This window comes from Microbacterium sp. TW_SC_2 (assembly GCF_055361165.1).
Genome location: NZ_CM143952.1, coordinates 2,677,410 through 2,702,739, shown reverse-complemented (window position 1 = coordinate 2,702,739; position 25,330 = coordinate 2,677,410). Strand labels below are relative to the sequence as shown.

Sequence of the window (25,330 nt, the reverse complement as noted above, 5' to 3'; positions counted from 1 at the left end):
AGCCTGCGCAAGGGGGCGCGCACCGTGCGCTCGGGGAACCTGGGGGTCTTTCGCATGCGTGACGTTACGCGCTCGTCGCCGATTCGTCGATTCGTCGCGGGTGCGGCTGCCGCGCTGATGCTCGCCGCCGGACTGACCGTCGTCACGGATGCCGCCGCTCCGGTGCCGGTCGCGGCCGCGCAGAACCCGACGAGCTGCGTGGGGACGGTCGCTCTCGTCAACGGCGGGTTCGAGGCACCGGCCATCGCTGACTCCTCGTTCGCCCATCTGCCCGAGCGCTCCGTGCCCGGGTGGGCGACGACCGACGCTCGGAGCGAGATCGAACTGTGGAGCAGCGGTTTCCTCGGGACGCCCTCCGCTTCCGGTCGTCAGTTCGCGGAGTTGAACGCCAACAGCGCGGGCTTCCTGTATCAGGACGTCGCGACGACGCCGGGCCAGACCCTGGCCTGGTCGCTGAAGCACCGCGGCCGCGGCGGCACCGATGTGATGCGCGTCCTGATCGGACCCGCCGGTGGATCGCTCGCGCAGAGCGGTCCGCTGATCTCCGACGGCGTCGGCGCCTGGGGAGCGTACACGCGCACCTACACGGTTCCGGCCGGGCAGACCACGACCCGTTTCGGCTTCCAGGCCGTGAGCGCGGCCGGCGGCCCGACCGTGGGGAACCTGATCGACGACACCGCCTTCGGCACGGGCCCGTGCCTGATCACGACGAAGTCGGTGGCGAACCTCACCCGTCCCGGAACGACCGCCGCGGTCGGCGACACGCTGCGCTACACGGTGACCACGCGCAACGACGGCGGCAACCCGTCGTTGCGGTCCGTGTCGACCGACGTGCTCGCACCCGGACTCGACTACGTGCCCGGATCGATCCGCCTCCTCAGCGGTGCGGGAGCCGGTGCGCTCAGCGACGCGGCGGGCGACGATCGCGGCGAGTTCGTCGCGGGGACCCGCACCGTGCAGGTGCGTCTCGGAGACGCCGCCACGGCCGCGCTCGGCGGGTCGATCGCCGTCTCGACGAGCACCAGCTACACCTTCGACGCGAGGGCGAACGCCTCGGCCGCCGGGGGAGTGATCATCAATGAGGCCGAGGTCGCGTTCCGCGACGGCGTCACGAATCAGAACAGTGTCTCGACGAGCCCGCAGACGCGTACACCCGTGAACCCGGTCGCCGATCTCGCGATCACGAAGACCCTCGACACGCCGTCCCCCGTCGCCGGGAGCCCGGCGACGTTCACGCTCACCGTGCGGAACACCGGGCCGCAGGTCGCCACCGGCGTCACCGTCACCGACCCGCTCCCGGCGGGACTGACGGACGTCACGGCCACATCGGGTGGTGCGACCTGTCAGGTCGCCGGCACCGTCACGTGCGCGGTGCCGGATCTGGCGGTCGGGGCCGCCGTGCAGATCCGGGTCACCGGCACCGTGCGGGCCTCGGCGGATCCCGGCTCGTCGCTGTCGAACACGGCGACCGTCACCGGATCGCGAAGCGACCCGAACCTCGCGGACAACACCGCGAGCGTGGCTGCCACGGTCTCCGCCGTCGCCGACGTCGCGATCAGGAAGGCGCTCGCCCCCGCCGCACCGGTCGCCGGTCAGAACGTGACCTACACCCTCACGGCGAGCAACACCGGGCCCTCCGAGGCGCGCGACGTCGTGATCACCGATCCGCTCGACCCCGCGACCACGTTCGTCAGTGCGACGACCGAACAGGGAAGCTGCGCGGTGGCCTCCTCGATCCTCACGTGCCCGACCGGCGTGCTCGCCCCCGGCGCGACCACCGTCGTGACCGTCGTGGTGCGGGTCGCCGCGGGAGCGACAGCCGTCGTGCAGAACACGGCGTCGGTCACGACCCGCACGACCGACACCGATCCCGGCGACAACGTCGACGCGATCAGCTTCCAGCCGGACATCATCGCCGACCTCGCCGTCGTCAAGACGGCATCCACTCCCCGGGTGTCGGCCGGAGACCCGATCGACTTCACCCTGGCCGTGAGCAACCGGGGAGCTTCCGACGCCGTGAACGCCGTGCTCGACGACACCTTGCCCGCGGGCTTCACGGTGACGGGGATCGATGAGCCCGCCGGTGCCGACTGCAGCTCCACCGGCTCCGCGATCCGCTGCATCTGGGCCTCGTTCCCCGTCGGAGGGCCGTCGACCGTCGTCGTGCGAGCGGCCGTCGCCGCCGATGCTCCCGCGGGCACCGCGACCAACACCGCCTCGGCGGCCGCTCCGGCCGACGATGCGAACACGGCGAACAATTCCGCTTCCGCCGACGTCGAGGTGGTCCAGAGCGCCGACCTGAACGTCGTGAAGACCGCGCCGCGCACGGGAGAGCCGGGCAGCCCCTTCACGTACACGATGGTGGTCTCGAACTCCGGTCCGTCCATCGCCCGCGGTGCTTCGCTCTCCGACACGCTCCCGGCGGAGTTCGCCACGGCCACCACGGATGCCCCGGGCTGCGCGGTCGCGGCGGGAACGCTGAGCTGCGCGCTCGGCGACATCGCCCCCGGGGCGTCGGTCGCCGTCGAGATCGACGGCCGCTGGAGCGCCACCGCGACAGGCACGATCTCGAACACCGCGACGACGACCTCGGCGACGCCCGACCCGAACACGGACGACAACACCTCCACCGTCGAGGTCGCCCTCCTGCCCCGCGCCGATGTGACCCTCGTGAAGACGACTTCCACCCCGACCCTTCCTCTCGGCGGCGAGGCCTCCTTCGTGGTGACCGCGCGCAACGACGGCCCCTCGGCCGCCGCCGGCGTGATCGTCGACGAGGTCGCCCCCGCCGGGCTCCTCCTCACCGGCGCCAGCCCGACGGTCGGATCCTGGTCGGACGGGGACGCACGGTGGACGGTGGGCACTCTCCTTCCGGGGCAGTCGGCGACCCTCACGGTCACGACGACCGCCGGGCGGGAGGGCGCGCTGGTGAACACCGCGACCCTGAGGTCCGCGACGCCGGATCCGGATCCCTCGAACAACACCGGAACGGCCACCGTCGTGGTGACGCCGTCGGCCGACCTGTCGATCCTCAAGACGAGCTCCGTGACCCCGGCGACGCTCGACGGGCCTGTGACCTACACGATCCAGGTCACGAACGGCGGCCCCAGCGCGGCCGCGAACGTCGCCGTGTCCGATGCGCTGCCGGCGGCGCTCCTCACCCCGACGACGTCGACGCCCGGATGCGTGATCACCGGATCGCAGCTCGACTGCACCCGCACGACGCTCGCGGTCGGCGCGTCGTTCACGGCCACCGTGACGGGCATCGTCGACCCGGCGACGGGGGCCGAGTCGCTCACGAACACGGCGTCCGTGGGGGCCGACACCCCCGACCCGGACCCCTCCGACAACAGTTCGACCGTGACCGTCCCGACAGCGGGAGCGCCGCGGGTCGAGCTGCGGAAGACCGTCGGTCCGCCGAGCGACACGAACCTCGACGGACGGATCGGCGCGGGGGACACCGTCGCCTACCTCTTCACGATCCGCAACTCCGGGGAGGTCACGCTCACCGCCGCCGAGATCACGGATCCGCTGCTCGGGGGAGTCGTGGACTGCCCCGCGTTCACTGCCCCGCTGCCTCCCGGCGGCACGGCCGTCTGCGCACCGGTGGAGTACACGCTCACTCAGGAAGACGTGGATGCCGGCGCAGTGCGCAACACGGCGGCCCTCGCCGCCACGTCCGCCCGAGGAACGGCGACCGCCGACGCCGAGGCGAACGTCGCGATCGCGGCGACGAACAGCATCAGCCTGCGCAAGATCCCCTCGGTCGTCGCCGACGTCGACGGCGACTCCGCGGCGGGGGCGGGCGACACGGTCGACTACACCTTCACGGTGACCAACAACGGCACCACCACGCTGCGCGACGCGCAGATCACCGACGCGATGCTGGGCGGCGCGCTGGAGTGCCCGGAGCTCGACGGTGTCGCGCTCGCCCCGGGGCAGTCCGTGTCGTGCACACCGATCACTTCCGCGCTGACGCAGGGCGACATCGACGACGGACAGGTGCACAACGAGGCCTCCGTGACGGCCGACGGACCCTTCGGCGCCGTGACCGACGGGGCCGAGGCCGACGTGGACCTCACCGGCACCGCCGCGATCGAGCTGCTCAAGAACGTCGGGGTCGCGACGGACACGACCGGCGACGGCCGTATCGGCGCCGGTGACGCGGTGGAGTACACCTTCACGGTGCGCAACGTCGGAACGACCACGCTGTCGGGCGTCGCGGTGTCCGACCCGCTGCTCGGCGCCGGCGAACTGTGCGCGATCAACAGGCTGCCCGTGCGCGGCGTGACCGCGTGCGGTCCCTTCCCGTACACGCTCACGCAGAACGACGTGGAGAGCGAGATCGTGCGCAACACCGCCACGGCCGCGGGAACGAGTCCGCTCGGTCCGGTCGTCGATGAGGCCTCGGCCGATGTCGTCATCACGGGGACGGCGGCGATCGCCCTGACGAAGACGCCCGGAGCCGTCGATCTCGGGGCAGACGGTCGGGTCGGCGCCGGCGACACCGTCGGCTACACCTTCACGATCCGCAACACCGGCACCACGGTGCTGCGCGACATCGTGCTCGACGACCCGCTCCTGGGCGGGCCCGTCGACTGCGCCGCGCTCGACGGCCTCGCTCTGAGTCCGGGGGGTGAGGTCGGCTGCGGCCCCGTGGACCATGCGCTGACCCAGGAGGATGTGGATGACGGCATCGTCCGCAACGAGGCGCGCGTCACGGCCCGGTCCCGCGGCGGAGACGTCGCCGCGGACGCCCAGGCGGACATCGTCGTGGCGGGCACCGACGGCATCGGGCTGGTGAAGTCGGCGGCCGCCGTCGAGGACGTGAACGACGACGGCCGCACGGATGCCGGTGACACGATCGCGTACAGCTTCACGGTGTCCAATGAGGGCACCACCACGCTCTCGGACATCGCGGTCAGCGATCCGCGCCTCGCCGGCGCGGTCACCTGCGATGCGACCGTGCTGGCGCCCGGGGAGTCGACCGTGTGCACCGGGGCTCCCGTGCAGCTCACGCAGGCCGAGGTCGACGCCGGCGAGATCGTGAACACCGCTGACGCCACCGCCACCGGCACCTCCGCCACCCCTCCCGAGGCGAGCGACACGGTCGTGACGCCCCTCGTCGCACAGCCCGCGATCGCGCTCGTCAAGACCGGCGGCGACTATGTCGACGTCGACGGTGACGGCCGGGTGAACGCCGGCGACACGGTGGGGTTCCGCTTCACCGTGACGAACACGGGAGCGGTCACCCTGACCGATGTCGTGATCGACGACCCGAAGCTCGGCGGGGTGGTCGCGTGCGAGATCGCCGACCTCGCCCCGAGCGCCGTCGCCGAGTGCGGTCCGGTCGCCTCTCCCCTCACCGCCGCGGATATCGCGGCGGGTGCGGTCGTGAACGTCGCCACGGTGCGGGGTACCGGCGGCCCGGCGACCGTCTCGGCCGCGGCCACCGCCACCGTCGAGGTGCGCGGGCTGGCGACCACGGGCGGAGTGATCACCGGCCTCGGATGGGCGGTGGCCCTGCTCGCGATCGGCGCACTGGTGCTCCTGATCACGCGACGACGTCGGCGTGAGGACGACGACCTCTGACCCCCAGCCCCGGAGCGCCCGGTTCGACCCCCACCCCACTCCACCACCCCACCGAACCGGGCGCTTCGGCGGTTCGTCCTGAACGGCCTCCCTGCGTTTCCCGCCCGTTCATCCGCCGCCGGTACCGTGGACCCCGATAGCGCCTAGGGTTCCGGGGTCCCACCCGTCTGGTCCGAGCGGCGCCACGATCCCCCTCCGCAGGGGAGTCGTCATCTGACAGGACAAAAGCCCGGAGGACCCTGTCCGTCGCGCCCGCGACGGAGGGAAGGGTCTCGTCATGTCCGCTCTCGCCTTCGCCCTGGTGATCTCCGCCGCCGTCGCCCACGCCGCCTGGAATGTCATCGCCCACGGCGTCAGTCGGGCCGGCATGCCGTTCCTGTGGTGGGGTGCCGTGAGCAGCACGGTGGTGTGGATCGGCGTCGTGCCGTTCACGGGTGGCCTCGGCACGAGTGATCTCGGCGCGTTCGCGCTCGGCGTCGGGGTGTCCGCGGTGCTGCACGTCGGCTACATGGTCGTGCTGCAGCGCGGGTACCGCGAGGGCAACCTCTCGACCGTGTACGCGACCGCGCGCGGGGTCGGACCGTTCCTGTCGGTGATCATCGCGGTGGTGGCGCTGGGGGAGCGGCCGGCACCGATCGCGCTCGCGGGCGTCGCCGCGGTGATCGGCGGGGTCGTCGCGATCGGACTGGTCGATCGCGGGCGCGGCGCCGGAGCGAGACGCGGCATCGACCTCGGCCTGGTCTTCGGGGCGCTCACGGGTGTCGCCATCGCGATCTACACGATCTGGGACGCCCACGCCGTGCGCACGGGGAACCTCTCGCCGGTCGCCTTCATGGTCGGCACCACCCTGCTCCAGGTGCCCTTCTACACGGTCGCGGTGCGGCGCCGGTGGGGCGCCGTCCGCGAACTCGGGCGCACGCAGTGGCGACGGATCGTCGTGTTCGGCGTGCTGTCGCCGCTGTCGTACATCCTCGTGCTCGCGGCGATCCAGATCGCGCCCGTCGCCCTGGTCGCTCCCCTGCGCGAGGTGAGCGTCGTGCTCGTGAGCCTGTTCGGCGTCGTCGTGCTGCGCGAGTCGCGACCGGGATGGAGGATCGCGGCCTCTCTGGTCGTCGCGGCCGGGATCGTGCTGCTCGCGGTGTGACTCGTCCCGCGATGCGGGCGGTGACCGACCGGATCAGCGGATGCTGATCACCAGGTGATGGCCCGCATCCGCCGCGCGACGGTGCACGGCCGCGAGCGCGTCGAGAGCGTCCGCGAGGCCGGCACGCAGCACCGACGGTTCGCCCTCCCAGATGTTCGGGGAGATGCCCGCCTCGGCGAAGTCGGTGAAGTCCGCGCCACGCAGAAGCGCGTCGCGATCCACGGCGTCGAGCGCCTCGATGATCGCCGGCAGTTCGTCGTTCTCGGTGCATCCGACGAAGTCGTCCCCGTCGAACACGTGCACGCCGACGACCGACTCGCTCAGAGGATCGTCATCCCGCGGTGCGGCCGCGGAGGTCCCGGTGAGCAGGTAGTGCAGCCCGTCCCACATCGTGCCGAGGTGCACGGTCGGCGCTCCCGACGACGCGAGATCCTCGAGCGTCATGACGCGCACCTCCGGCGCCGACGAGACGAGCAGGTCGAGTGTTCGCTCATCCACCAGCGTGTAGGCCGCCCGCATGCCCATCAGCACACCCCCCGGAATGCATTTCGTCGATCGAATCGACTCTACGCGGTGTCGGCAGCACGCTTCCAGCGGGGCGTCAGCGACCGACCGCGCGCATGTAGTGCCCGTCGGTCGAGATGCCGGATGCCGCGACCGTGAATCGGACGACCTCGCTGAGATAGCGGTCCTCCGATGCCTCGAAGATCGTGCCGTCCGCATCGCGCGAGGTACGGCTGAGTCGCAGGATCGGCGTGCCCGTCGGCACCTTCAGCAGCGCGGCATCCTGCTCGTCGGCAGCGACGGCATCGATCACATGCTGCAGCCCGACGATCGGGTGCCCCTGCGATCCCAGATACTCGGTGATCGACACCCGGTCGAGGTCGACCTCGAACAGCCGCCGGCCGGCGGCCTCGGTGTAGAAGAGGCGTTCCAGCATCGTCGGGCGCCCGTCGAGCAGTCGAAGCCGGACGACGCTGACGATCGTGTCGTCGGGTCCGACCCCCAGGGCGGCTCCGTGATCGCCCGCTCGGCGCAGGCTCACCTCCTGCGTCTGTGCGCCGGGCGTGACGCCGAGGTCGCGCGCCCAGCGCGTGAACGGGACGGACACGTCGACGGCCTGGTTCTGCTTGCGCGCGACCACCCGAGCCGGACGCCCGCGGCTGGTCTCGATCAGCCCCTCACCGCGCAGGGTTCCGAGGGCGTTGCGGATCGGACCGCGCGAGGTGCGCCACCGGGCGGCGAGCTCCGCCTCGGTGGGGACGTCATCGCCGGGGCGCAGCGTTCCCGCCGTGATCTGCTGCCGGAGGTCGTCCGCGATCTGGGTGTAGACAGCTTCGGTCACATAGGTACCTTACTTGCCTCGGTGTGGACGGTGGTACCCCGTCTCGCGCTGTTCACCCAGGGAAATCGTGGATGAACGCGCTCTGAACTCTTCCGAGTTAGGTACATTTCTCGGCGCTCCGGCTGAGAGAGTCATCCGTGGATCACCCCTCCCACCTCTGAAAGGTCCTCATGAAGCTTCGTGCTCTCCCCGCCCTCGCGGGCGTCGCGCTTCTCGCCCTCGGTCTGGCCGCCTGCTCCGGCACGGCGGAGGCGACCGGCGCCCCCGGCTCCGACGGCGCCTCGACCAGTGGCTTCGCGGTCGACGAGAACACCCTCGTCTTCGGTGTCGTGCCCGACTCGGTCGACACCGAGACCAACTACCAGCCGCTGATGGACTACATCGCCGAGATCACCGGCAAGACCGTCGAGTACCACGAGTCGACCGACTACGCCGCGCTCATCGAGGCCGCGGTCGCGGGCAAGGTGGACGTCGCGTCCTTCTCCGGCTTCACCTACGTGACCGCCACGAACAACGGCGCGAAGCTCACCCCGATCTCCTCGATCGTGACGGAGGAGGGCCAGGAGCCCGGGTACTTCTCGCAGGCGATCGTGCCCGCCGACAGCGACATCTCCAGCATCGAGGACTTCGCGGGCAAGAAGGTCTGCTTCGTCGATCCCTCGTCGACCTCGGGCTACCTCTTCCCCTCGTACAACCTGATCGAGGCCGGCATCGACCCGAAGACCGACATCACGCCCGTCTTCGCGGGCAAGCACGACGTCAGCGTCCAGAAGGTCGGCGAAGGCGTCGAGTGCGAGGTCGGGTTCGCGGAGGACTCCGAGGTCGCCAAGTCGGATGCCGTGAAGGTCGTCGACGAGACCATGGTGCCCGGTGCCCCGCTCGTCTACGCCTCCGCGTTGCCGGATGACATCGCGCAGGAGCTGATCGACGGGCTGTCCGAGATCACGATCGACGACATCATCGCGGCCGGCATCGAGGGCGCCGACACGGATGCCTTCCGCAGCGTGTTCTTCGCCACCAAGCCGGTGGACGACGCCTACTACGACCTCATCCGCGACATCTGCACGGAGACCGAAGCGGAGCAGTGCAAGGCCTGACGGCCTGACCACCACTCCTGGCCGGCCGGTTCCTGAGCGCACCCCGCCCCGCGCGCTCAGGAACCGGCACCCCCGTCATCACCACCCGGAGGAGCTCCGACATGACCCTTCCCGCCACCGACGCCGTGGTCCGCCTGCGCGGCGTGACGAAGAAGTTCGGCTCGACGACCGCCCTGGACGACGCCTCGCTCGAGGTCTCGCGCGGTGAGATCGTGGTGCTCCTCGGACTCTCGGGCTCCGGAAAGTCGACGCTGCTGCGTCATCTCGACGGCCTCGAGCTCCCCACCGCGGGCGACGTCGAGGTGCTCGGCGCCTCCGTGCCGACGCTGCGCGGACGAGCGCTGCGATCGCTGCGCAGTCGCGTCGGCTTCATCTTCCAGCAGTTCGAACTGGTGCCCTCCCTCACGGTGCTCGAGAACGTGCTCACCGGATCGCTGTCGCGTGTGCGCGGCCCGCGTCTCGGCCTGTGGGGCTACTCGAAGGCGGCGAAGCTGCAGGCGCTCGAGCACCTCGACCGCGTGGGGCTGCTCGATCGTGCCTATCAGCGCAGCGACACCCTCTCCGGGGGACAGCAGCAGCGGGTCGCGATCGCCCGCGCTCTGATGCAGAAGCCCGACATCCTGCTCGCCGACGAGCCGGTCGCCTCGCTCGATCCCGAGTCGAGCGATCAGGTGATGGCTCTGATCCGCGAGATCGCCGCCGACGAAGGCCTGACGGTCGTGTGCAGCCTGCATCAGGTCGACCTCGCGATCTCGTGGGCCGATCGCATCGTCGGACTGCGGCACGGTGAGATCGTGCTCGACACCCCCACCACCGACCTCACCAAGGCGGAGGTCATGGAGATCTACGGCCGCGTCGCCACCACGACCGCCGAACTGCGGGCCGTGCAGCTCGAACTCACCGACGGCGTCCCGCTCGGCGCGGCCGCTGCGGTCGACGCCGAACCCGCTCGGGAGTCCGTCTCGTGACGCTCCTCGCCGACTCCTCCGCCTCCTCTGCGCGACCGGTGTCCGCGCCGGTCGCGCAGCGCGCGCCGAAGCGTCCGATCTCCCCGGAACGCATCGCGGCGACGCTCACCCTCCTCGCCCTCGTCGTGCTCGGCATCCTCGCCGTCGACGAGGTCGGCATCTCGATCCCGGCCATGGCGCAGAGCTGGGGCAACGCCGAGAACTTCCTGGCCCGCGTGGGCGGTCTGTCCTTCCCCGAACCCGGAGATCTGCTCTGGCTCATCGCCCTGACGGTGGGTCTCGTGCTGGTCGGCACGCTGCTCGCGGCCGTGCTCTCGGTGCCGATCGCGTACCTGGCGGCCTCGAACACCACCCCCGGCAACGGATGGCGTGCCGCGGCGCGCTTCGTCGGCGTGCTCACCCGCGCGCTTCCCGACGTCGTGCTCGCGATGGCGTTCGTGCTGATGTTCTCCCTCGGCACGCTCCCGGGCATCCTGGCGATCGGCATCCACTCGATCGGCATGATCTCGAAGATGTTCGCGGATGCGATCGAGCAGATCGACGAGGGTCCCCGCCTCGCGATCCGCGCGGCGGGCGGATCGAAGCTGCAGGAGTTCAGCGCCGGCATCCTGCCGCAGGTGCTCCCCAGCTGGGTAGCGACCGTGCTGCACCGCAACGACATCAACCTGCGCGGCAGTGTCGTGCTGGGATACGTGGGCGTGGCCGGGCTCGGGCTCGAGATGTCCTACGCGTTCAAGTCCCTGAACTACGGTGCGGGACTCGGCATCGCGCTGGTGATCTTCGCGCTCTGCGTCGTGATGGAGATCATCTCGAGCCTGGTCCGCGGCGCGATGCTCGGAGAGCAGCGTCAGACCCGCTCGTGGATGGATCGGCTGATCCATCCGCGCCTCGGCGCCCCCGCGGCCGTCGCGGCGGCAGCTCGCCCGTCCTGGGCGGCGACTCCGCGGGACGCCGTCCGACGCCCGTGGACCGCGCAGCGCGTCCGCCACACCGCGGCGGGGATCGTCGCCGTGCTCGTGGTGCTCGGCAGCGTCATCGTGAGCGACATCACCTGGTCGGACTTCGTCACGGTCTGGGCGAAGCTCCCCGACGTGGCGGTCCGGTTCTGGCCCCCCTCGTTCGGCAACTACGAGGCCGAGGCGATGATCTCCGCGATGCGCGACACCGTGGCGATCGCGCTGGCGGCGACCGTGCTGACCCTCCTGCCCTCGATCGTGCTCGGTTCGCTCGCCGCCCGGAACGTCGCGCAGGGCCCGGGAGCACGCGGCGCCGCACGGTTCCTGCTGGTCGGCATCCGCGGCATCCCCGAGCTGATCCTCGCGATCGTCCTCGTGGTGATCACGGGGCTGGGCCCGCAGGCCGGCGTCATCGCCCTCGCGATCGGCGGGGTCGGACTGCTCGGCAAGCTGATCGCCGACTCCTTCGAGGAAGTCGACCGCGGGCCGGAGCGCGCCCTGCGGGCGGTGGGCGCCACACGCCTGCAGACCTACGCCTCGGCGACGGTGCCGCAGGGGATGCAGGCGCTGATCGGGCACAGCTTCTACATGCTCGACACGAACATCCGCGCGGCGACCGTGCTCGGCATCGTCGGTGGAGGCGGCGTCGGGTACTACCTGCTCAACGCGAGCCAGGGATCCCGCTACGAGACGGTCACCGCGATCGTGCTCATGATCCTCGTGACGGTGCTGGTGGTCGAGGGACTGGCGATGTGGATGCGGAAGGTCTTCCGGTGAGCGGACACGAGGGCGCCCCGGTCGGGCGCGGGCACGACACCGCCGACGTGGTCGTCGTCGGCTCCGGCATCGTCGGACTCGGTGCCGCGTACGCCGCGATCCGACGCGGACTGCGCGTGATCGTGGTCGACCGCACGGACGGTCCCCGCGGCGCCACGATCCGCAACTTCGGACATCTGTGCATCGGCGCACAGCAGGGCGAGGCGCGCCGCTACGCCGACACCTCGCGGGAGCTGTGGCTGCGTCTCTCGACCGACGCCGACTTCTGGCTGCGCGAGTCGGGAACCCTGGTCGCCGCACGTCATGCGGACGAGATCGCGGTGCTCGAGGCCGCCGTCCCCGGCGGGGGCATCCGGATGCTCGACGCCGACGACGTACTGCGCCTGGCTCCGCTGCGCCGCGCCGGACTCGTCGGCGGCGCGCACATCGAGACCGACCTGCAGACCGATCCCCGCGCCGCCGCCGACGCCATCGTCCGTCACCTCTCGGTGCTCGGGGTGGACTTCCGGTTCCGGACCGCGGTCACCGCGTTGCACGCCGGGCGGGTCGCGACGACGCGGGGCACGATCGACGCCGCGCACACGATCGTCGCGGTCAACCACGACATCGATCAGCTGCTGCCGGAGATCGCCGAACGCGTGGGCATCCGGCGGTGCGCTCTCGACATGATGCGGGCGGCGGTCACGCTGCGGCATCCGCTCGCGGCCCCCCTGCTCACCGGCTGGTCGCTGGTCCGCTACGGGCGCTTCGCCGGCGCGCCGGAGACCGCGCTCCTCCGCGCCCGGCTGCACGCCGAGCGCCCCGACCTCGCCGGGCTCGATCTCAATCAGATGTACACGCAGCTGCCCGACGGTTCGCTGATCATCGGCGACTCGCACGCGTCCGCCGTGACCGCCTCGCCGTTCCAGCCCGAAGCGGCGTTCGCCGCGTTCCTGACCGAGGCCGAGGCACTGTTCGACATGCCGGCCCCGCGCGTGCTCGAGCGCTGGCAGGGCGTCTACGCGACCGGCCCCGCGGAGTTCCTCGTGGAGCGGAGCGAAGCGGGGGCCCTGGTGCTCGCCGCCACCACCGGCATCGGAATGACCACGGGGCTGGGGCTCGCCGAAGAGAATCTCACCGCCGCCTTCGGGTGGACACCCGCACTGGAAGGAACACCATGACCCGCTCTCTCGACCCCACCGCAACCGATCGCCCTCCGATCGAACTCGTCGTGCTCGACATGGCCGGGACGACCGTGCTCGACGACGGTGTCGTGGAGCAGGCGTTCCAGCGCGCGGCGGAGCGCACCGGGGTCGCCGATCGGATGCCCTGGGACGAGGCGCTCCACCATGTGCGCGTGACCATGGGGCAGTCGAAGATCGACGTCTTCACGCACCTCGCCGACGGTGATGTCGTCGCCGCGACCCGCGCGACCGCGGCGTTCGAGGGCGCCTATGCCGAGATCGTGCGCGAGCAGGGCGTCTCCGAGATCCCGGGCGCCGCCGACACCATCCAGGGGCTGAAGGACGCCGGCCTCGCCGTCGTGCTGACCACGGGGTTCGCGCCCGTCACCCGCGACGTGCTGATCGACGGACTCGGCTGGGGCGGCCTGATCGACCTCGCCCTGTCGCCGATCGACGTGGGCCGGGGACGCCCGGCGCCCGACCTCGTGCTGACGGCGCTGATGCGCACCGAGACCTCCTCGGTCGCCGCGGTGGCTGTCGCCGGGGACACCGTGAGCGACGTCGAGTCCGGGCGTCGCGCCGGCGCCGGCCTCGTGGCGGGGGTGCTCACCGGTGCGCATGATCGCGCCGCGCTGGACGGAGCCGGTGCAGACCTCGTCCTCGCCGACGTCACGTCTCTGCCCTCCGCTCTCGCCCACCGCGGGCTGCTCCGTCTCGTCGCGACCTCCTGAACGGCGACGCACATGGGAACGGTGCTGATCCGCCCACCGGGTCATCGACGCGACGTCGCGTTGCGGCCGGCGGCCACCGCGATGGTGTGGACCGGGGTGGGGCATCCGCACGAGACGATCGCGGTGCCGGGCGTCGCGCTCGCCGACGCCGACGTGCTGGTCGCGATCGAGATGTCGACGATCTGCGGTTCCGACGTGCACACCGTGCAGGGCAGGCGGCCGGCGCCGACACCGCTCGTGCTCGGTCACGAGAGCGTCGGCCGGGTGATCGCGCTCGGCGACGGGGGCGCGCTCGCGGTCGACGGCGCCCCGTTGCGGGTCGGCGATCGCGTCGTGTGGTCGGTCACGGTGTCGTGCGGGGCATGCGACCGCTGCCGGGGCGGGATGCCGCAGAAGTGTCGCACGCTCGGCAAGTACGGCCATGACCGGATCGGCGTGCACGGTGACCTCGCCGGAGCGTTCGGCAGCCACATGCAGCTGCGCGCCGGCACCGCGATCGTGCGCGTCCCCGAATCGCTGCCCGCGTCGGTGCTCGCGCCGGCGTCGTGCGCCACAGCCACCGCGTGGTCGGCCGTGGCCCGCGCGGCGCGGGTGCGCGACCTCGAGGGTGCGGCGGTGCGGGTGCACGGTGCGGGTCTCGTGGGGCTGTCCGCGGCGGCGATCGCCGCCGAGCACGGGGCCGTAGTCGAGGTGCTCGATCCGAACGCGGACCGTCGGGCGCTCGCGGCGCACTTCGGCGCGACCTCACTCGACCGCGAACCGGATGTCGTGATCGAGGCCTCAGGACATGCGGTCGGCGCGGCCCTGGACGGTGTCGCGATCGGCGGCGTCGTCGTGCTGGTCGGCAGCGTGTTCCCCGCTGAACCGGTGCCGTTCGACGCCGAGAGCATCGTTCGTCGTCTGGTCACGATCGCGGGGGTGCACAACTACACGGGCGCCGAGTTGGCCGACGCGGTCGCGTTCCTCGCCGGGCGGGGACGCGCCTACCCGTTCGCCGATGCGGTGGGCGCGGTGCGCGCGCTCACCGACATCGACGTCGCCCTCGCGGAGGCGACACAGCCCGGGGCGCCCCTGCGGATCGGGCTGGTCCCCGGGCGGTGATCGCCGGGCCGAGAGGTCAGGCCTCGTTCTTCTCCGAGCCGCTCTCATCCGCGCCGGCGTGCTCTGTCGGCGTCTGATCGACGTTCTTCTCGTAGTCGTCGGGAGCGGCTTCGCCCTGGGGAGCGCCGGTCTCGGCGGTCTCGGACTGCTCGGCCTCCGCGCTGTAATCCGGACGGGGCGGCTGCAACGCCTGGTCGTCGTACTCGCCGCCCTTGCGCCCGCCGAAGGGACGGCCGTGGTCGGCGAACTCCTCGCGGGCGAACACGAAGGTCCACGGGCCCGCCGTGAACTGCGCGCCGGTGCGGAGCGTCTGGCTGTCCTCGCCGGGGTGCGTGGCGTCGGCGCCGCCCGCGGCGCTCTTCTCGCCGTCGCCGTGCAGCGTGAGCACGTACTCGTCGCGGTCGTCGTGCTGGATCGTGGCGTGCACGGGATCGGTGTCGGCGACGCGCAGCTCATTGCCCTCGGCGGAGCCGATGCGGACGAGATCGACGTCGAGCGCGAACTCGGTGCGGTCGTCGTCGCGAGTGATGCGCAGACGCGGGTTGCCCGCGCCCCACTCGGCGTGGGTGGTGGTCGGCGTGTAGCCCTCGTTCGTCTCGTCACTCATGCGTGATCGCCTCCTCGAAAGTGTGTCTCCGAGCTTAGGCGCGGCCGCCGACACGGAGGTAGGGGTTGACTTCGGGAGGCTCCGTCCCGCGCGCGCGGCCGCGGTTCGGGCGCGCGCGCGACAGGGCCGTGCGTGTCCCGTATTCTTGGATGTCGGGGCGAGGACGTACGCTACGCAGAGAGGGCCGAATCAGGCGGGCCCGGCAGCATGCCGGCTCGCCCGTGATCCGAGGAGTAGGGCACATGGGAAAGTTCGTCTACGAAGGCGGAGTCAAGACCGAGATCGAGGACCGCGCACTCACGCACCTGCAGCTCGTGATCACCGCCAAGCTGCGCCGCGGCGAGCCGTTCCCGTTCAGCTGGCGTGAAGACGCCAGCGTCGGTGGCGGTCGCGTCACGGTGTGGGTGCAGCCGGGCAGCTCCCTCGTCTTCAAGTACTTCGGCAGCCGCCAGCCCGCGATCAACCGCGCCTGGATCGAGGCCCTCGCGTTCACGGCGAACGCGCCGAGCGGTCTCTATCTCATGCCGGAGCCGTCGGAATCCGCCGAGCCGGTCGGTGCGTCCGACCTCGCGGCATCCACACGCGCCTGACCCGCACCGCCGCTTTCGCTGTCAACCCCCTTCGCCGCGATGGCCGAGTGCGGCATCGTCGCTCTCTCGGACAACACGAGAGGCGAACGCATGACGAACGATCTTCCCGACCCCCGCACGGCTCACCCCACCGAGGACTTCCCCGCGCAGCAGCAGGACCAGCCCGGCGTCACGGGAGACACCACCCCGCGGCCCGATCACGGTGAGTCCAGCTATGTCGGCAGCGGTCGTCTGGACGGACGTCGCGCGCTGATCACGGGAGGCGACTCCGGCATCGGCCGCGCCGTCGCGATCGCCTTCGCCCGGGAGGGCGCGGATGTCGCCATCGCGCACATGCCCGAGGAGCAGGACGACGCGGATGCCACGCTCGAGCTGATCCGCGACGCGGGCCGCACCGCCGTGAGTCTGGCCGGTGACCTCCGCGACGAGGCCTTCGCCGCGGAGATCGTCACGGCGACACGGCAGGCGCTCGGCGGACTCGACATCCTGGTGCTGAACGCCGCCTACCAGCACGACATCGACGGCTTCGAGAACCTGCGCACCGACGACATGCGCCGCGTCTTCGAGACCAACCTCGTCGGCATGGTGCACACCGCACGCGCCGCCTACCCCGACCTGGAACCCGGCGCGAGCATCATCGTCACCTCGTCCGTGCAGGCCGCCAGCCCGTCGCCCGGTCTCATCGACTACGCCATGACGAAGGCCGCGCAGGTGGCGTTCGTGCACGCGCTCGCCGAGGAGGCGGGTGCCCGGGGCATCCGTGTCAACGCCGTCGCGCCGGGGCCGATCTGGACGCCGCTGATCCCGGCGACCGGGTGGGATGCCGATCACCTCGCCACCTTCGGGCAGGACACCCCCCTGGAGCGGGCAGGACAGCCGGCCGAACTCGCGGGAGCGTACGTCTACCTGGCCTCCGCCGAATCCTCCTACACGTCGGGCGCCGTGCTCGCGGTGACGGGCGGCAAACACCTCTGAGTGTCGATTGGACGCGGGCGGGGCTGATGCCCCACGCTGGGTGACGTGCAGCAGCCCGCGTCCTCCCGCTCTCTCGTCGGCGTCGCGCTCGTCATCGGCTCCTGCCTGTCGCTGCCGTTCGGTGCGGCAGTCGCGGCGCAGCTCTTCCCGGTCCTCGGCCCGTGGGGCGTGACGTCGCTCCGCGTCGCGATCGCCGCGCTCCTGCTCGTCCTGATCGTGCGACCGCGGCCGCGAGGGTGGACGCGACAGCAGTGGACGGCGGCCCTGCTGTTCGGGGTCTCGCTCGCGGCGATGAACGGCTTCTTCTACGCCGCGATCGACCGCATCCCCCTTGGCCCCGCGGTCGCGATCGAGTTCCTCGGGCCCCTGGTGCTGGCCGCAGTGCTCACCCGACGTCTCGCCGACGCGGTGTGGGTGGGCGTCGCCCTGATCGGCATGGTGCTGCTCGCGATCGACGGACTGCTGGGGGCAGAACCGCTGGATCCGCTCGGTGTGCTGTTCATCCTGATCGCCGCCGCCTTCTGGGCGATGTACATCCGCATGAGCGCGCGCGTCGGCTCCCTCATCCCCGGTGCCGGTGGCCTCGCGATGGGACTCGTCGTCGCGGCACTGCTGCTGGTGCCGATGGGGATCCCCGCCGCGATCACGGTCGCCGGCGACACCCAGCTCCTCCTGCTCGCCGCGATCACGGCCGTGCTGTCGTCGGTGATTCCGTACAGCTTCGAGCTCGCGGCGCTCCGTCGGTTGCCGGAGCGGGTGTTCGGCGTGCTGCTCAGCCTCGAGCCCGCCTTCGCGACCCTGGCGGGATGGCTCGTGCTCGGCCAGGACGCGACCCCGCTGCGCCTGCTGGCGATCGCCCTGGTGGTCGCGGCGAGCGTCGGGACCACCCTCGGCATCCGGCGCCGCCGACGGAAGGATGCCGAGGCGGACCCTCCGGGCGTCTTCACCGCCCCGATCCCGCTTCCGGACTGACCCGCGGATCTCTCACGCCGGCGCCACGACCGGCAGCGGATAGCGCCGACGCAGCAGCGCCCGCTGCCCGAGCGTCCAGACCACCGTCAGGGTCAGATACAGCGCGGCCGCGAGCGGGACGAATGCGGCGAACACCGCCGTGAGATGGTGCAGCGCACTCATCGCGCGGAGCATCCCGGGAGAGTTCAGCGGGGAGTCGCCCTCGACGGGGGCCGGACGGAACACGCGCCGGGTGACCTCGGCGACCGCGATCATCACGGCGAGCAGCACGCCGAAGACGAGGAACGTGCCCGGTGTCGCCACCCCGCCGAACAGCGCCGAAACCAGGCTCGTCCCCAGCGGGGCGCCGAGAAGATCGTGCGTCAACAGCTCGTTCGGGTGGCCGGCGATGTCGGGCCGCAGGAAGAGGGTGTACAGGATGCCCACGACCGGGGCCTGCGCGAGCACGGGGAGCATCCCGGCGAAGGGCGACGTGTTCTCGGCGCGGTACAGCGCGAGCGTCTCGCGCTGCAGCCGCTCCGGATTCTTCCGGTGACGGCGCTGCAGGTCGCGCAGGCGCGGAGCGAGACGCGCTCGGGTCTGTTCGGCCTTCGCCTGCGAGAAGCCGACGGGGATGAGCAGCGCGCGCACCAGCAGGGTGACGAGCACGACAGCGGCCGCGGCGGCGGTGGTGCCGGCGAGAGGTTCGAGAGCGGTGGCGAGCCCGGCGAGGGCGCCGTAGGCGCCCTCGAGGAGCGCGGTGAGGGGAGGAAAGGCGAAGGGGTCCATGAAGTGTCCGTTCGGAGTGTCGGGAGGGGTCGGCGAAAGCCGCGTGATCCCGAGAGGAACGGAACTACGCGGCGGTGGCGACTCCCGGCGCTCGGGGACGCGGGTGCCCTGCGGCATCCGGATCGCTCTGAGCGAGGAGGGTGGAGACGTCGATGGCGCGCCAGGGATGAGGCGGTGTTCCGCGCGCGGCCCGGTGCAGACTCAGCACGAGGGCGAGCAGCAGGGTGGTGACCGCGACCAGCGCGATCGCCAGGCCGAGGGCCGCGGCATCCGGGACGGACACGAGCCCGAGCGCGGTCAGCACGATGCTCAGCATCTGCCCGAACCACTCGCTCATGTACGCCCTCACTCCCTGCTGCGAGGGTAGCATCGGCCGTCCCGGCGCGCGCGGGCGTAGCCTCGGAGCATGAGTGATCTGCGTGCGCTTCTCGGCATCGAGCATCCGATCGTCCTCGGCCCGTTCGGCGGTCTCTCCTCGGTGCCGCTCACCGCGGCCGTGAGCGAGGCGGGCGGTCTCGGCTCGTTCGGGCTCTACGGTTACGACGGTGACCGCATCCGCCGGACCGGGGCCGCGCTGCGTGCCGCGACCTCCCGGCCGTTCGCGCTCAACATCTGGCTTCCCACCGGCGACGAGGTGATCCCGAACGCGCAGCACATGATCTTCGCGCAGGCGCTGCAGCCGTTCTACGAGGCCGTCGGCGTCGAGATGCCGGCCCGACCGGAGAGCTACATCCCGACGCTCGATGAACAGCTCGACGCGATCTGGGATGTGGCGCCCGCTGTGCTCAGCGTCGTGTTCGGCGTGCCCTCCGCCGCGCTCGTGGCGGAGGCGCACCGCCGCGGCATCCGCGTCGTCGGCACCGCGACCACGGTCGCCGAGGCCACAGCGCTCGCCGACGGCGGGGTCGACGCGATCGTCGCGACCGGATTCGAGGCCGCGGGGCACCGCGTCTCCTTCCTGCGCGCCGCCGAGGACTCCCTCGTCGGCACGATCGCCCTGGTGCCGCAGGTGGCCGACGCGGTCGATGTTCCCGTGATCGCCGCCGGCGGCATCGCGGACCGACGGGGTGTGGCCGCGGCCTTCGCCCTGGGCGCGAGCGCGGTGCAGGTCGGCACCGCCTTCCTCGCCACGGCCGAATCGGTCGCGACGGACGCGCACCGCGCCGCCATCCGCCACACGGCCGCCGAGGAGACCGTGCTCACCCGCGCCATGAGCGGGCGCCTCGCGCGGGGCGCTCGCAACCGGGCCGTACGCGCGATCGAGGCGAGCGGCACGATCGCGCCGTTCCCGATGCAGAACTGGCTCACCGGACGCTTCCGCACCCCGGCAGGGGAGCAGGACCTGCCGGAGCTGCAGTCGCTGTGGATGGGACAGGCCGCCCCGCTCAGTCGCTCCGGGAGTGCCGCGGAGACTTTCGCGGAGCTGCGCGCCGGCGTGCCCGCCGACCTCAGAGGATGACGGTGGAGCGACCGTGCACGATCACGCGGTCCTCGGCGTGCCACTGCACGGCGCGCGCCAGCACCTGACGCTCGACGTCCGCGCCCCGGCTCTGCAGCTCGGCGGCGGATTCGGCGTGCGTGACGCGCGTGACGTCCTGCTCGATGATCGGTCCCTCATCGAGGTCGGCGGTGGCGTAGTGGGCCGTCGCACCGATCAGCTTCACCCCGCGATCCTTCGCCCGGGCGTACGGGTTCGCGCCGATGAAGGCGGGCAGGAACGAGTGGTGGATGTTGATGACCGGCGCCTCGAGCTTCTCGATGAAGCCGTCGGTGAGGATCTGCATGTAGCGGGCGAGCACGACCAGGTCGACGTTGCCGCGGAGCAGGTCGAGCTGGCGCTCCTCCATGAGCTGCTTGTCGCCCGAGGGGATGTGCACGAACGGAACCCCGAACGAGCGCACCGACTCGGCGAGGTCGGGGTGGTTCGACACGACCATGGTGATGTCGATGTCGAGCTGGCCGCGCTGCGTGCGCCACAGCAGCTCCATCAGGCAGTGGTCGTACTTCGACACGAAGATCGCGACGCGCTTGCGCCGGGCGGTGTCGTGCAGGGACCACTCCATGCCGAAGCGCTCGGCGACGACGGCGAGATCCGCTTCCAGCGCGACGCGTGCGGCCGCGAGCCCGGGGAGGTGGATCACGGTGCGCTGGAAGAAGCGTCCGCCCTCGGAGTCGGTGGAGTGCTGGTCGAGCGAGATGATGTTCGCGTCGTGCGCGGCGAGGACACCGGCGACGGCGGCGACGATCCCGGGCTGGTCGTCGCAGGCGATCAGAAGGCGGGCGGTGTCGGGCTGAGACATGGGGGCTCCTCGATGGTGTCCCTCGATTCTGCCGTGCCCGCCTGCCGCCCGACGAATCGCCGCGACGGATGGATACGCTGGACATCGGCGTGACGCCCGCGCGCTCCACGCCCGCTCCGCCGTCCGCGGGGCATGGATCGTCGGGAGGAGATGCGATGACGGCATCCGCTCTGCTCGCGCAGACCGCGCGCGATCTCGCCGGCCTCCCAAAGGAGGGGCTGGGGGAGCAGCGTGATTCCCGGTGGCGGGGCCGGCGCATCGTCCGGGTCGGCGAGGCCTGGCATCTCGGCGTGCTGCTGCTGACCGAGACGCACGTGCTGGCGACGGCCGAGGTGCTGCGTGCGGCGGATCCCGGGCGCCGCGGCTACACCGCGGAGTCGGCCCGCGAGCGCGCCGTGCGGAGGCAGGAGGCACTGCGCGGAGGCTTCGATGCGGGCGAGGTCGTGCACGTGGGGTGGAGCCGGATCGATGTGGACGCGGTGGATGCCGGCGGCCGCTCGGGCCCGCTCGCGCTGCTCGACGGCATCCCCTCGGTGCGTTGGAGCACCGCGGGCGGGTACATGCCGCTGGAGCCCTACCTGCGCGAGCGCGTGGAGCTGCTGCGGGGCTGAGCCCGTGCGCGCGGGTCAGGCGGCGAAGGTCTGCGCGAAGCGGCGCAGCAGCGCGGTGCCCTCGGTGACGGATGCCGACAGCACGCTGTCCTGCACCCTGTCGAACTCGGCGGGGTCGAAGTATCCGGTCGTCCGATAGAAGGTCATGCGGTCGGCGAAGTCGCGCGGGGTCGGCTCCGGGTGGAACTGCGCGGCGTACAGGTGCGTTCCCACGCGATAGGCCTGCACGGGGCAGGCGTCGTTGGTGGCGAGCAGCTCCGCGCCGTCGGGCAGGGCCACCGCGCTCTCCTTGTGCGCCGTGAACACCGTGAGCGCGGGGGAGCTCCCGCCGAAGATCGGATCGACCGCACCGGCGGGGGTCGTGCGGATCACCGTGGCGCTCGCGACCTCCGGGGTCGCGGTGGTCACGTCGCCGCCGAGCATCCGCGTCACCACGCCGATGCTGAAGCAGGTGAAGAACACGGCGACCTCGGCATCGATCGCGCGCTGGGCGATCGTGCGGAGATCGGCCTCGACCCGCAGCTGCTCCGGGATCTTCTCGGCGTCGCTGACGTTGAAGGGCGAGCCTCCGACGACGACGCCCCGGTAGCCGCGCAGCCGGGCGGGATCGAGCGGCGATTCCAGCAGATCGAGCCGGTCGACGACGTCCACGCCGAGGGCCCGCCGGAACGACGCATGCTCGGCATCGGCCGCTCCGCGCTCCGGGCGCACACACACGTAGAGAAGCGAACCCATCCGGCGATTCTAACGAGGGCCGGACGTCGCGGAGAAAAGCGGGTGACGCCCCGTGACGCCCGGGTCGCGCGGTGTCAGCGCGAGGAGTTGGCGGTGCGGCCGCGCACGATGCCGACGAAGGTCTCGACGTCGGGGGTGGTGCGATCGCGCGGCCAGACCAGGGCCACCGTGGAGGTCGGGCCGTCGAGCAGCGGACGGTGACCGGCATCCTTGCGGTGGTGCAGGCGGGCGAGGGACATCGGCACGATCACGATGCCCACCCCGGATGCCGCGGTCGCGATCGCCTGCTCGGTCGGCAGCGGGGCGAAGGTCGCCCGCCTGGTGCCCGGCAGATCCGGTGCCCCGAGCACGTCGTCCGACGGCACGATCACGATTTCGCCCGAGAGATCGGCGATCGTGAGCTCGTCGACCGCGAGCAGGTGCGAGTCCGCGGCCGCGACCACGACCGGCACCTCGTCGTACAGCGCGATGACGTGCAGACGGTCATCGTCGAGCGGCAGACGGAGCAGCGCCGCGTCCACCTCGGCGAGGATGCGACTCCGGTCGCCGGCCTCGACACCCGCCTCGACGGGAACGAGTTCCAGCCGCACGTGCGGCATCCGCTTCTTCCAGGCGTCGATCCACTTCCCCGGCGTCGCGCCCGGCACCGTGGCGAGGCGGAACACACGGGGCTCCTCGGAGACGTCGCGGGGGGCATCGAAGACGACCTTCGCCGAGGCAGGCGTGCGCGTGCCCTTGCCCTGCGGCTTCGGCTGCGGTTTGCCCTGTGTCCTTCCCTGCGGCTTCCCCTGCCGTGCGGGGCCGCCGCTGGTGCGCCGCGCCGGTCGCCGTCCCTGAGTCGCCATGTGGTCCAGGGTATCGGGCGCCGGGCGGCGCATCCGCGTCAGTCCCCGGAGGCGGAGCGGTGCTGGGCGTGGCGGATGAGCCCGACAGCACCGGTGACCAGCACGAGCACGCCGATCGCGAGCAGCACGAGGGCGACCCCCGTCTCCGGCGTGAGAGCCGTGATGGCATCGGCGGTCGCCGAGCGACGCTCGTCGTCGGTGAGCATCCAGATGCCCGCGAAGGCGATCGCGGCGAACAACAGGCCCCAGATGATCGCGGCGCCGCGCACGCGCGGTGCGCCGGGGTCGACGAGGGGCGCCGGGGATGCCGTCATCGCCGCGGGGGGCTGCGGGGCGGCGGCGTCGAACGGTGCTGTCTCGATGCCCGGTGTCGTCTCGCCGGTCGTCGTCTCGCCGGTGGGAGCCGCCGGGGGTGTCAGGTCGGTGCTCATCGCTGTTCCTCCGCTGTGTCGTAGATCGTGACGAACACGTCGCCCGAGGTCTGGGTGACCGTGACCGGCTGCCGTGTGGTGACCCCGGCGCTCTCGGCCGCCGTGCGCACGGACGCCGTCTGCGTTCCGTCGTCCTGCCTGACCAGCGGCCAGACACCCGAGTCGAGCACGGTGCCCGTGTCCGGATCCATGCGCATCCAGCTCACGGTCCCCGTCCCGACGATCGCGTCGAGCTGGAGCTCGACCCCCGGCTGGACCTCGATCCAGGTGTTGCCCGATCCCTTGTCGATCACGAGGGGGCGAGGGCCGCCGTCGTGCGGCGTGAGCGTGATGTTCAGATCGCCGAACGGCTGCTGCACGTGCTGCGGCCGGTTGTTCGACACCGAGGCCCACCCGAAGGTGAGGTCGTCGAAGGTCGCGACGTACCCGGCGGTCAGGCCCCCGGCGAGGGTGATCGCGGTCAGGAAGGCGAGGAAGCCGCTGCGGCGACGCAGAAGACCCGCGATGATCATCCCGAAAGACAGCACGAGTGCGGCGCAGAGCAGCCCGAGCGCGCCGGCGGTGGGGCCGCCCGTCAGCCCGACACCCGCGCCGACGGCCAGGGCGAGGCCCATCACGGAGGCCACGAGGGCGAAGCCCGCCCGCGGCTTCGAGGCCCGGCGCACCCGGCGACGCTCCGCGGCCTCGGCGGCGAAGGTCGCGCCGATCGCCTGCCGCTCGCGGCGCGCCTGGTCACGCGCCGCGCGGTCGGCATCCTGCTGCTGGCGGCGCCAGGCCTGATCCTGTTCGCGCCAGGCCGCATGCTGCGCACGCCAGGCGGCGAGTTCGGTCGGGTCGGTCGTGCCGGAGGGCAGCGGCGTCGGTGCGACAGGGCGCTCGCCGGCCGCGGACGGCGCAGAGACGGGCTCGGCGTCGGGAAGCGGCTGGTGGTCGGAGGCGCCCTCGGCGGAGAACGAGGACGAGGGTGTCGCATCCGCGCCCTCGGCGGTACCCGAACCGCCGAGGGTCGCGGATGCGTCCGGGGCCGCGGAGCCGGTCGGAGCCACCGACACGCTCGACGCGGAGGTCCCCGGGGTGCGGCTGGCAGCGCGCACGATGAGGAAGAGCAGTCCGCCCACGAGGACCAGGCCGATGAGCCAGCTGACCATGGACAGGGCCGACCAGCTCTCGTAGCCGAGGCCGAAGAATCGTCCGGCCAGCGGGGCGGTGGGGATCAGCCCGATCGCGGCCACGACGAGGATGCCGAGCTGCACCGGCTCGTAATCGCGGTTCAGCAGATCGCGGGCGTGGATCCGTCCGTCGGCGTCGGGCAGCAGCGCCCAGGCGAGGGCGTAGAGGAAGATCACGGGGAGGCCGAACAGCGCCGCGATCACGAGAACACCGCGCACGATCAACGGGTCGATGCGCAGGCGGGCCGCGATGCCGGCGGCGACCCCGCCGAGCCAGCCCTCGGAGCGCGCGACACCCAGGCCGGACACCCACCGGAAGAAGCGCTCTGCGGGAGCCGAAGGGGCGGGCGTCGCCGTGCCGGGGGCGGCCGGATCGGTCGCATCGGCGGCGGGGGGAGGCGCTGTCGGAATCGTCATGCTTCGATCCTGTCCGTCCGGCGGTGTGGCCCGCCA

At 71.8% G+C, this 25,330-nt stretch carries 23 protein-coding genes; 13 read left to right on the top strand and 10 right to left on the bottom strand.

Features of this window, described 5'->3' with window-relative positions; genetic code table 11:
* Window positions 1-54: 54 nt before the first annotated feature.
* Together ACWA14_RS13175 and ACWA14_RS13170 are read left to right on the top strand one after the other, a co-directional pair.
* The gene (locus ACWA14_RS13175; protein WP_463794265.1) at window positions 55-5,592 is read left to right on the top strand and encodes a DUF7507 domain-containing protein; all 5,538 of its coding nucleotides are present in this window, start codon (window positions 55-57) and stop codon (window positions 5,590-5,592) included.
* 277 nt (window positions 5,593-5,869) lie between these two features.
* Window positions 5,870-6,736 carry an EamA family transporter gene (locus tag ACWA14_RS13170; RefSeq protein WP_463794263.1) on the top strand — a complete coding sequence of 289 codons (867 nt, stop codon included), beginning with the start codon at window positions 5,870-5,872 and terminating at the stop codon, window positions 6,734-6,736.
* A gap of 33 nt (window positions 6,737-6,769) precedes the next feature.
* Here ACWA14_RS13170 and ACWA14_RS13165 read toward each other — a convergent pair whose 3' ends face one another.
* Together ACWA14_RS13165 and ACWA14_RS13160 are read right to left on the bottom strand one after the other, a co-directional pair.
* Window positions 6,770-7,261, bottom strand: coding sequence for a DUF1877 family protein (locus ACWA14_RS13165; protein ID WP_463794261.1), 492 nt, complete (start codon window positions 7,259-7,261; stop codon window positions 6,770-6,772).
* 76 nt (window positions 7,262-7,337) lie between these two features.
* A complete protein-coding gene (locus ACWA14_RS13160; protein WP_463794259.1) occupies window positions 7,338-8,081 on the bottom strand; it encodes a GntR family transcriptional regulator in 744 nt (247 codons plus the stop codon).
* 170 nt (window positions 8,082-8,251) lie between these two features.
* Between ACWA14_RS13160 and ACWA14_RS13155 the strand changes: the two genes are divergently transcribed.
* From ACWA14_RS13155 to ACWA14_RS13130, 6 genes are all read left to right on the top strand, one after another.
* Entirely contained in the window at window positions 8,252-9,178 is a 927-nt protein-coding gene (locus tag ACWA14_RS13155; protein ID WP_463794257.1) for a phosphate/phosphite/phosphonate ABC transporter substrate-binding protein, read from the top strand.
* Window positions 9,179-9,279: 101 nt separating this feature from the next.
* Window positions 9,280-10,146, top strand: coding sequence for a phosphonate ABC transporter ATP-binding protein (gene phnC / locus ACWA14_RS13150; protein ID WP_463794256.1), 867 nt, complete (start codon window positions 9,280-9,282; stop codon window positions 10,144-10,146).
* On the top strand, window positions 10,143-11,879 hold the full coding sequence (phnE, locus tag ACWA14_RS13145; RefSeq protein WP_463794254.1) for a phosphonate ABC transporter, permease protein PhnE: 1,737 nt from the start codon (window positions 10,143-10,145) through the stop codon (window positions 11,877-11,879). The genes phnC and phnE overlap by 4 nt, the downstream gene beginning before the upstream one ends.
* A complete protein-coding gene (locus ACWA14_RS13140) occupies window positions 11,876-13,039 on the top strand; it encodes a TIGR03364 family FAD-dependent oxidoreductase (RefSeq protein ID WP_463794252.1) in 1,164 nt (387 codons plus the stop codon). Before phnE ends, ACWA14_RS13140 begins: the two co-directional genes overlap by 4 nt.
* Window positions 13,036-13,773 (top strand): HAD family hydrolase, encoded by a 738-nt coding sequence (locus ACWA14_RS13135; RefSeq protein ID WP_463794250.1) that lies wholly within the window; start codon window positions 13,036-13,038, stop codon window positions 13,771-13,773. The genes ACWA14_RS13140 and ACWA14_RS13135 overlap by 4 nt, the downstream gene beginning before the upstream one ends.
* Before the next feature lie 12 nt (window positions 13,774-13,785).
* Window positions 13,786-14,874, top strand: coding sequence for an alcohol dehydrogenase catalytic domain-containing protein (locus ACWA14_RS13130; RefSeq protein ID WP_463794247.1), 1,089 nt, complete (start codon window positions 13,786-13,788; stop codon window positions 14,872-14,874).
* 16 nt (window positions 14,875-14,890) lie between these two features.
* Here ACWA14_RS13130 and ACWA14_RS13125 read toward each other — a convergent pair whose 3' ends face one another.
* The gene (locus tag ACWA14_RS13125) at window positions 14,891-15,481 is read right to left on the bottom strand and encodes an FHA domain-containing protein (protein ID WP_463794245.1); all 591 of its coding nucleotides are present in this window, start codon (window positions 15,479-15,481) and stop codon (window positions 14,891-14,893) included.
* A 242-nt stretch (window positions 15,482-15,723) separates the two neighbouring features.
* Here ACWA14_RS13125 and ACWA14_RS13120 point away from each other — a divergent pair, with 242 nt between their 5' ends.
* The 3 genes from ACWA14_RS13120 (at window position 15,724) to ACWA14_RS13110 (ending at window position 18,018) form a co-directional block, all read left to right on the top strand.
* Window positions 15,724-16,071, top strand: a complete 348-nt coding sequence (locus tag ACWA14_RS13120) for a DUF7882 family protein (RefSeq protein ID WP_463794243.1) — start codon at window positions 15,724-15,726, stop codon at window positions 16,069-16,071.
* 90 nt (window positions 16,072-16,161) lie between these two features.
* Complete coding sequence (locus ACWA14_RS13115) at window positions 16,162-17,046, top strand: SDR family oxidoreductase (RefSeq protein ID WP_463794242.1); 885 nt, start codon at window positions 16,162-16,164, stop codon at window positions 17,044-17,046.
* Window positions 17,047-17,091: 45 nt separating this feature from the next.
* The gene (locus tag ACWA14_RS13110) at window positions 17,092-18,018 is read left to right on the top strand and encodes an EamA family transporter (RefSeq protein ID WP_463794240.1); all 927 of its coding nucleotides are present in this window, start codon (window positions 17,092-17,094) and stop codon (window positions 18,016-18,018) included.
* 12 nt (window positions 18,019-18,030) lie between these two features.
* Here the strand turns inward: ACWA14_RS13110 and ACWA14_RS13105 are convergent, their stop codons facing one another.
* Together ACWA14_RS13105 and ACWA14_RS13100 are read right to left on the bottom strand one after the other, a co-directional pair.
* Window positions 18,031-18,786 (bottom strand): YidC/Oxa1 family membrane protein insertase, encoded by a 756-nt coding sequence (locus ACWA14_RS13105; protein WP_463794237.1) that lies wholly within the window; start codon window positions 18,784-18,786, stop codon window positions 18,031-18,033.
* Window positions 18,787-18,850: 64 nt separating this feature from the next.
* Window positions 18,851-19,123 carry a DUF6412 domain-containing protein gene (locus ACWA14_RS13100; RefSeq protein ID WP_463794235.1) on the bottom strand — a complete coding sequence of 91 codons (273 nt, stop codon included), beginning with the start codon at window positions 19,121-19,123 and terminating at the stop codon, window positions 18,851-18,853.
* 69 nt (window positions 19,124-19,192) lie between these two features.
* On the opposite strand from ACWA14_RS13100, the gene ACWA14_RS13095 reads away from it, so the two are divergent.
* The gene (locus tag ACWA14_RS13095) at window positions 19,193-20,245 is read left to right on the top strand and encodes an NAD(P)H-dependent flavin oxidoreductase (protein ID WP_463794233.1); all 1,053 of its coding nucleotides are present in this window, start codon (window positions 19,193-19,195) and stop codon (window positions 20,243-20,245) included.
* On the opposite strand, the gene purU is transcribed toward ACWA14_RS13095, so the two are convergent.
* Window positions 20,235-21,086: a formyltetrahydrofolate deformylase gene (gene purU / locus ACWA14_RS13090; RefSeq protein ID WP_463794230.1), complete on the bottom strand. Its 852-nt coding sequence runs from the start codon at window positions 21,084-21,086 to the stop codon at window positions 20,235-20,237. The two genes, ACWA14_RS13095 and purU, sit on opposite strands and share 11 nt — an antisense overlap.
* 155 nt (window positions 21,087-21,241) lie before the next feature.
* Between purU and ACWA14_RS13085 the strand changes: the two genes are divergently transcribed.
* The gene (locus ACWA14_RS13085) at window positions 21,242-21,697 is read left to right on the top strand and encodes a glutaminase (RefSeq protein ID WP_463794228.1); all 456 of its coding nucleotides are present in this window, start codon (window positions 21,242-21,244) and stop codon (window positions 21,695-21,697) included.
* A gap of 15 nt (window positions 21,698-21,712) precedes the next feature.
* Here the strand turns inward: ACWA14_RS13085 and ACWA14_RS13080 are convergent, their stop codons facing one another.
* The 4 genes from ACWA14_RS13080 to ACWA14_RS13065 all read right to left on the bottom strand — a co-directional run bounded on the left by ACWA14_RS13080 (window position 21,713) and on the right by ACWA14_RS13065 (window position 25,294).
* Window positions 21,713-22,432, bottom strand: coding sequence for a glutamine amidotransferase-related protein (locus ACWA14_RS13080; RefSeq protein WP_463794226.1), 720 nt, complete (start codon window positions 22,430-22,432; stop codon window positions 21,713-21,715).
* A 74-nt stretch (window positions 22,433-22,506) separates the two neighbouring features.
* Window positions 22,507-23,277 carry a LysR substrate-binding domain-containing protein gene (locus ACWA14_RS13075; protein WP_463794221.1) on the bottom strand — a complete coding sequence of 257 codons (771 nt, stop codon included), beginning with the start codon at window positions 23,275-23,277 and terminating at the stop codon, window positions 22,507-22,509.
* A gap of 38 nt (window positions 23,278-23,315) precedes the next feature.
* Entirely contained in the window at window positions 23,316-23,708 is a 393-nt protein-coding gene (locus ACWA14_RS13070) for a hypothetical protein (protein ID WP_463794218.1), read from the bottom strand.
* Window positions 23,705-25,294, bottom strand: a complete 1,590-nt coding sequence (locus ACWA14_RS13065) for a PspC domain-containing protein (protein WP_463794215.1) — start codon at window positions 25,292-25,294, stop codon at window positions 23,705-23,707. The genes ACWA14_RS13070 and ACWA14_RS13065 overlap by 4 nt, the downstream gene beginning before the upstream one ends.
* Between the last annotated feature and the right edge of the window lie 36 nt (window positions 25,295-25,330).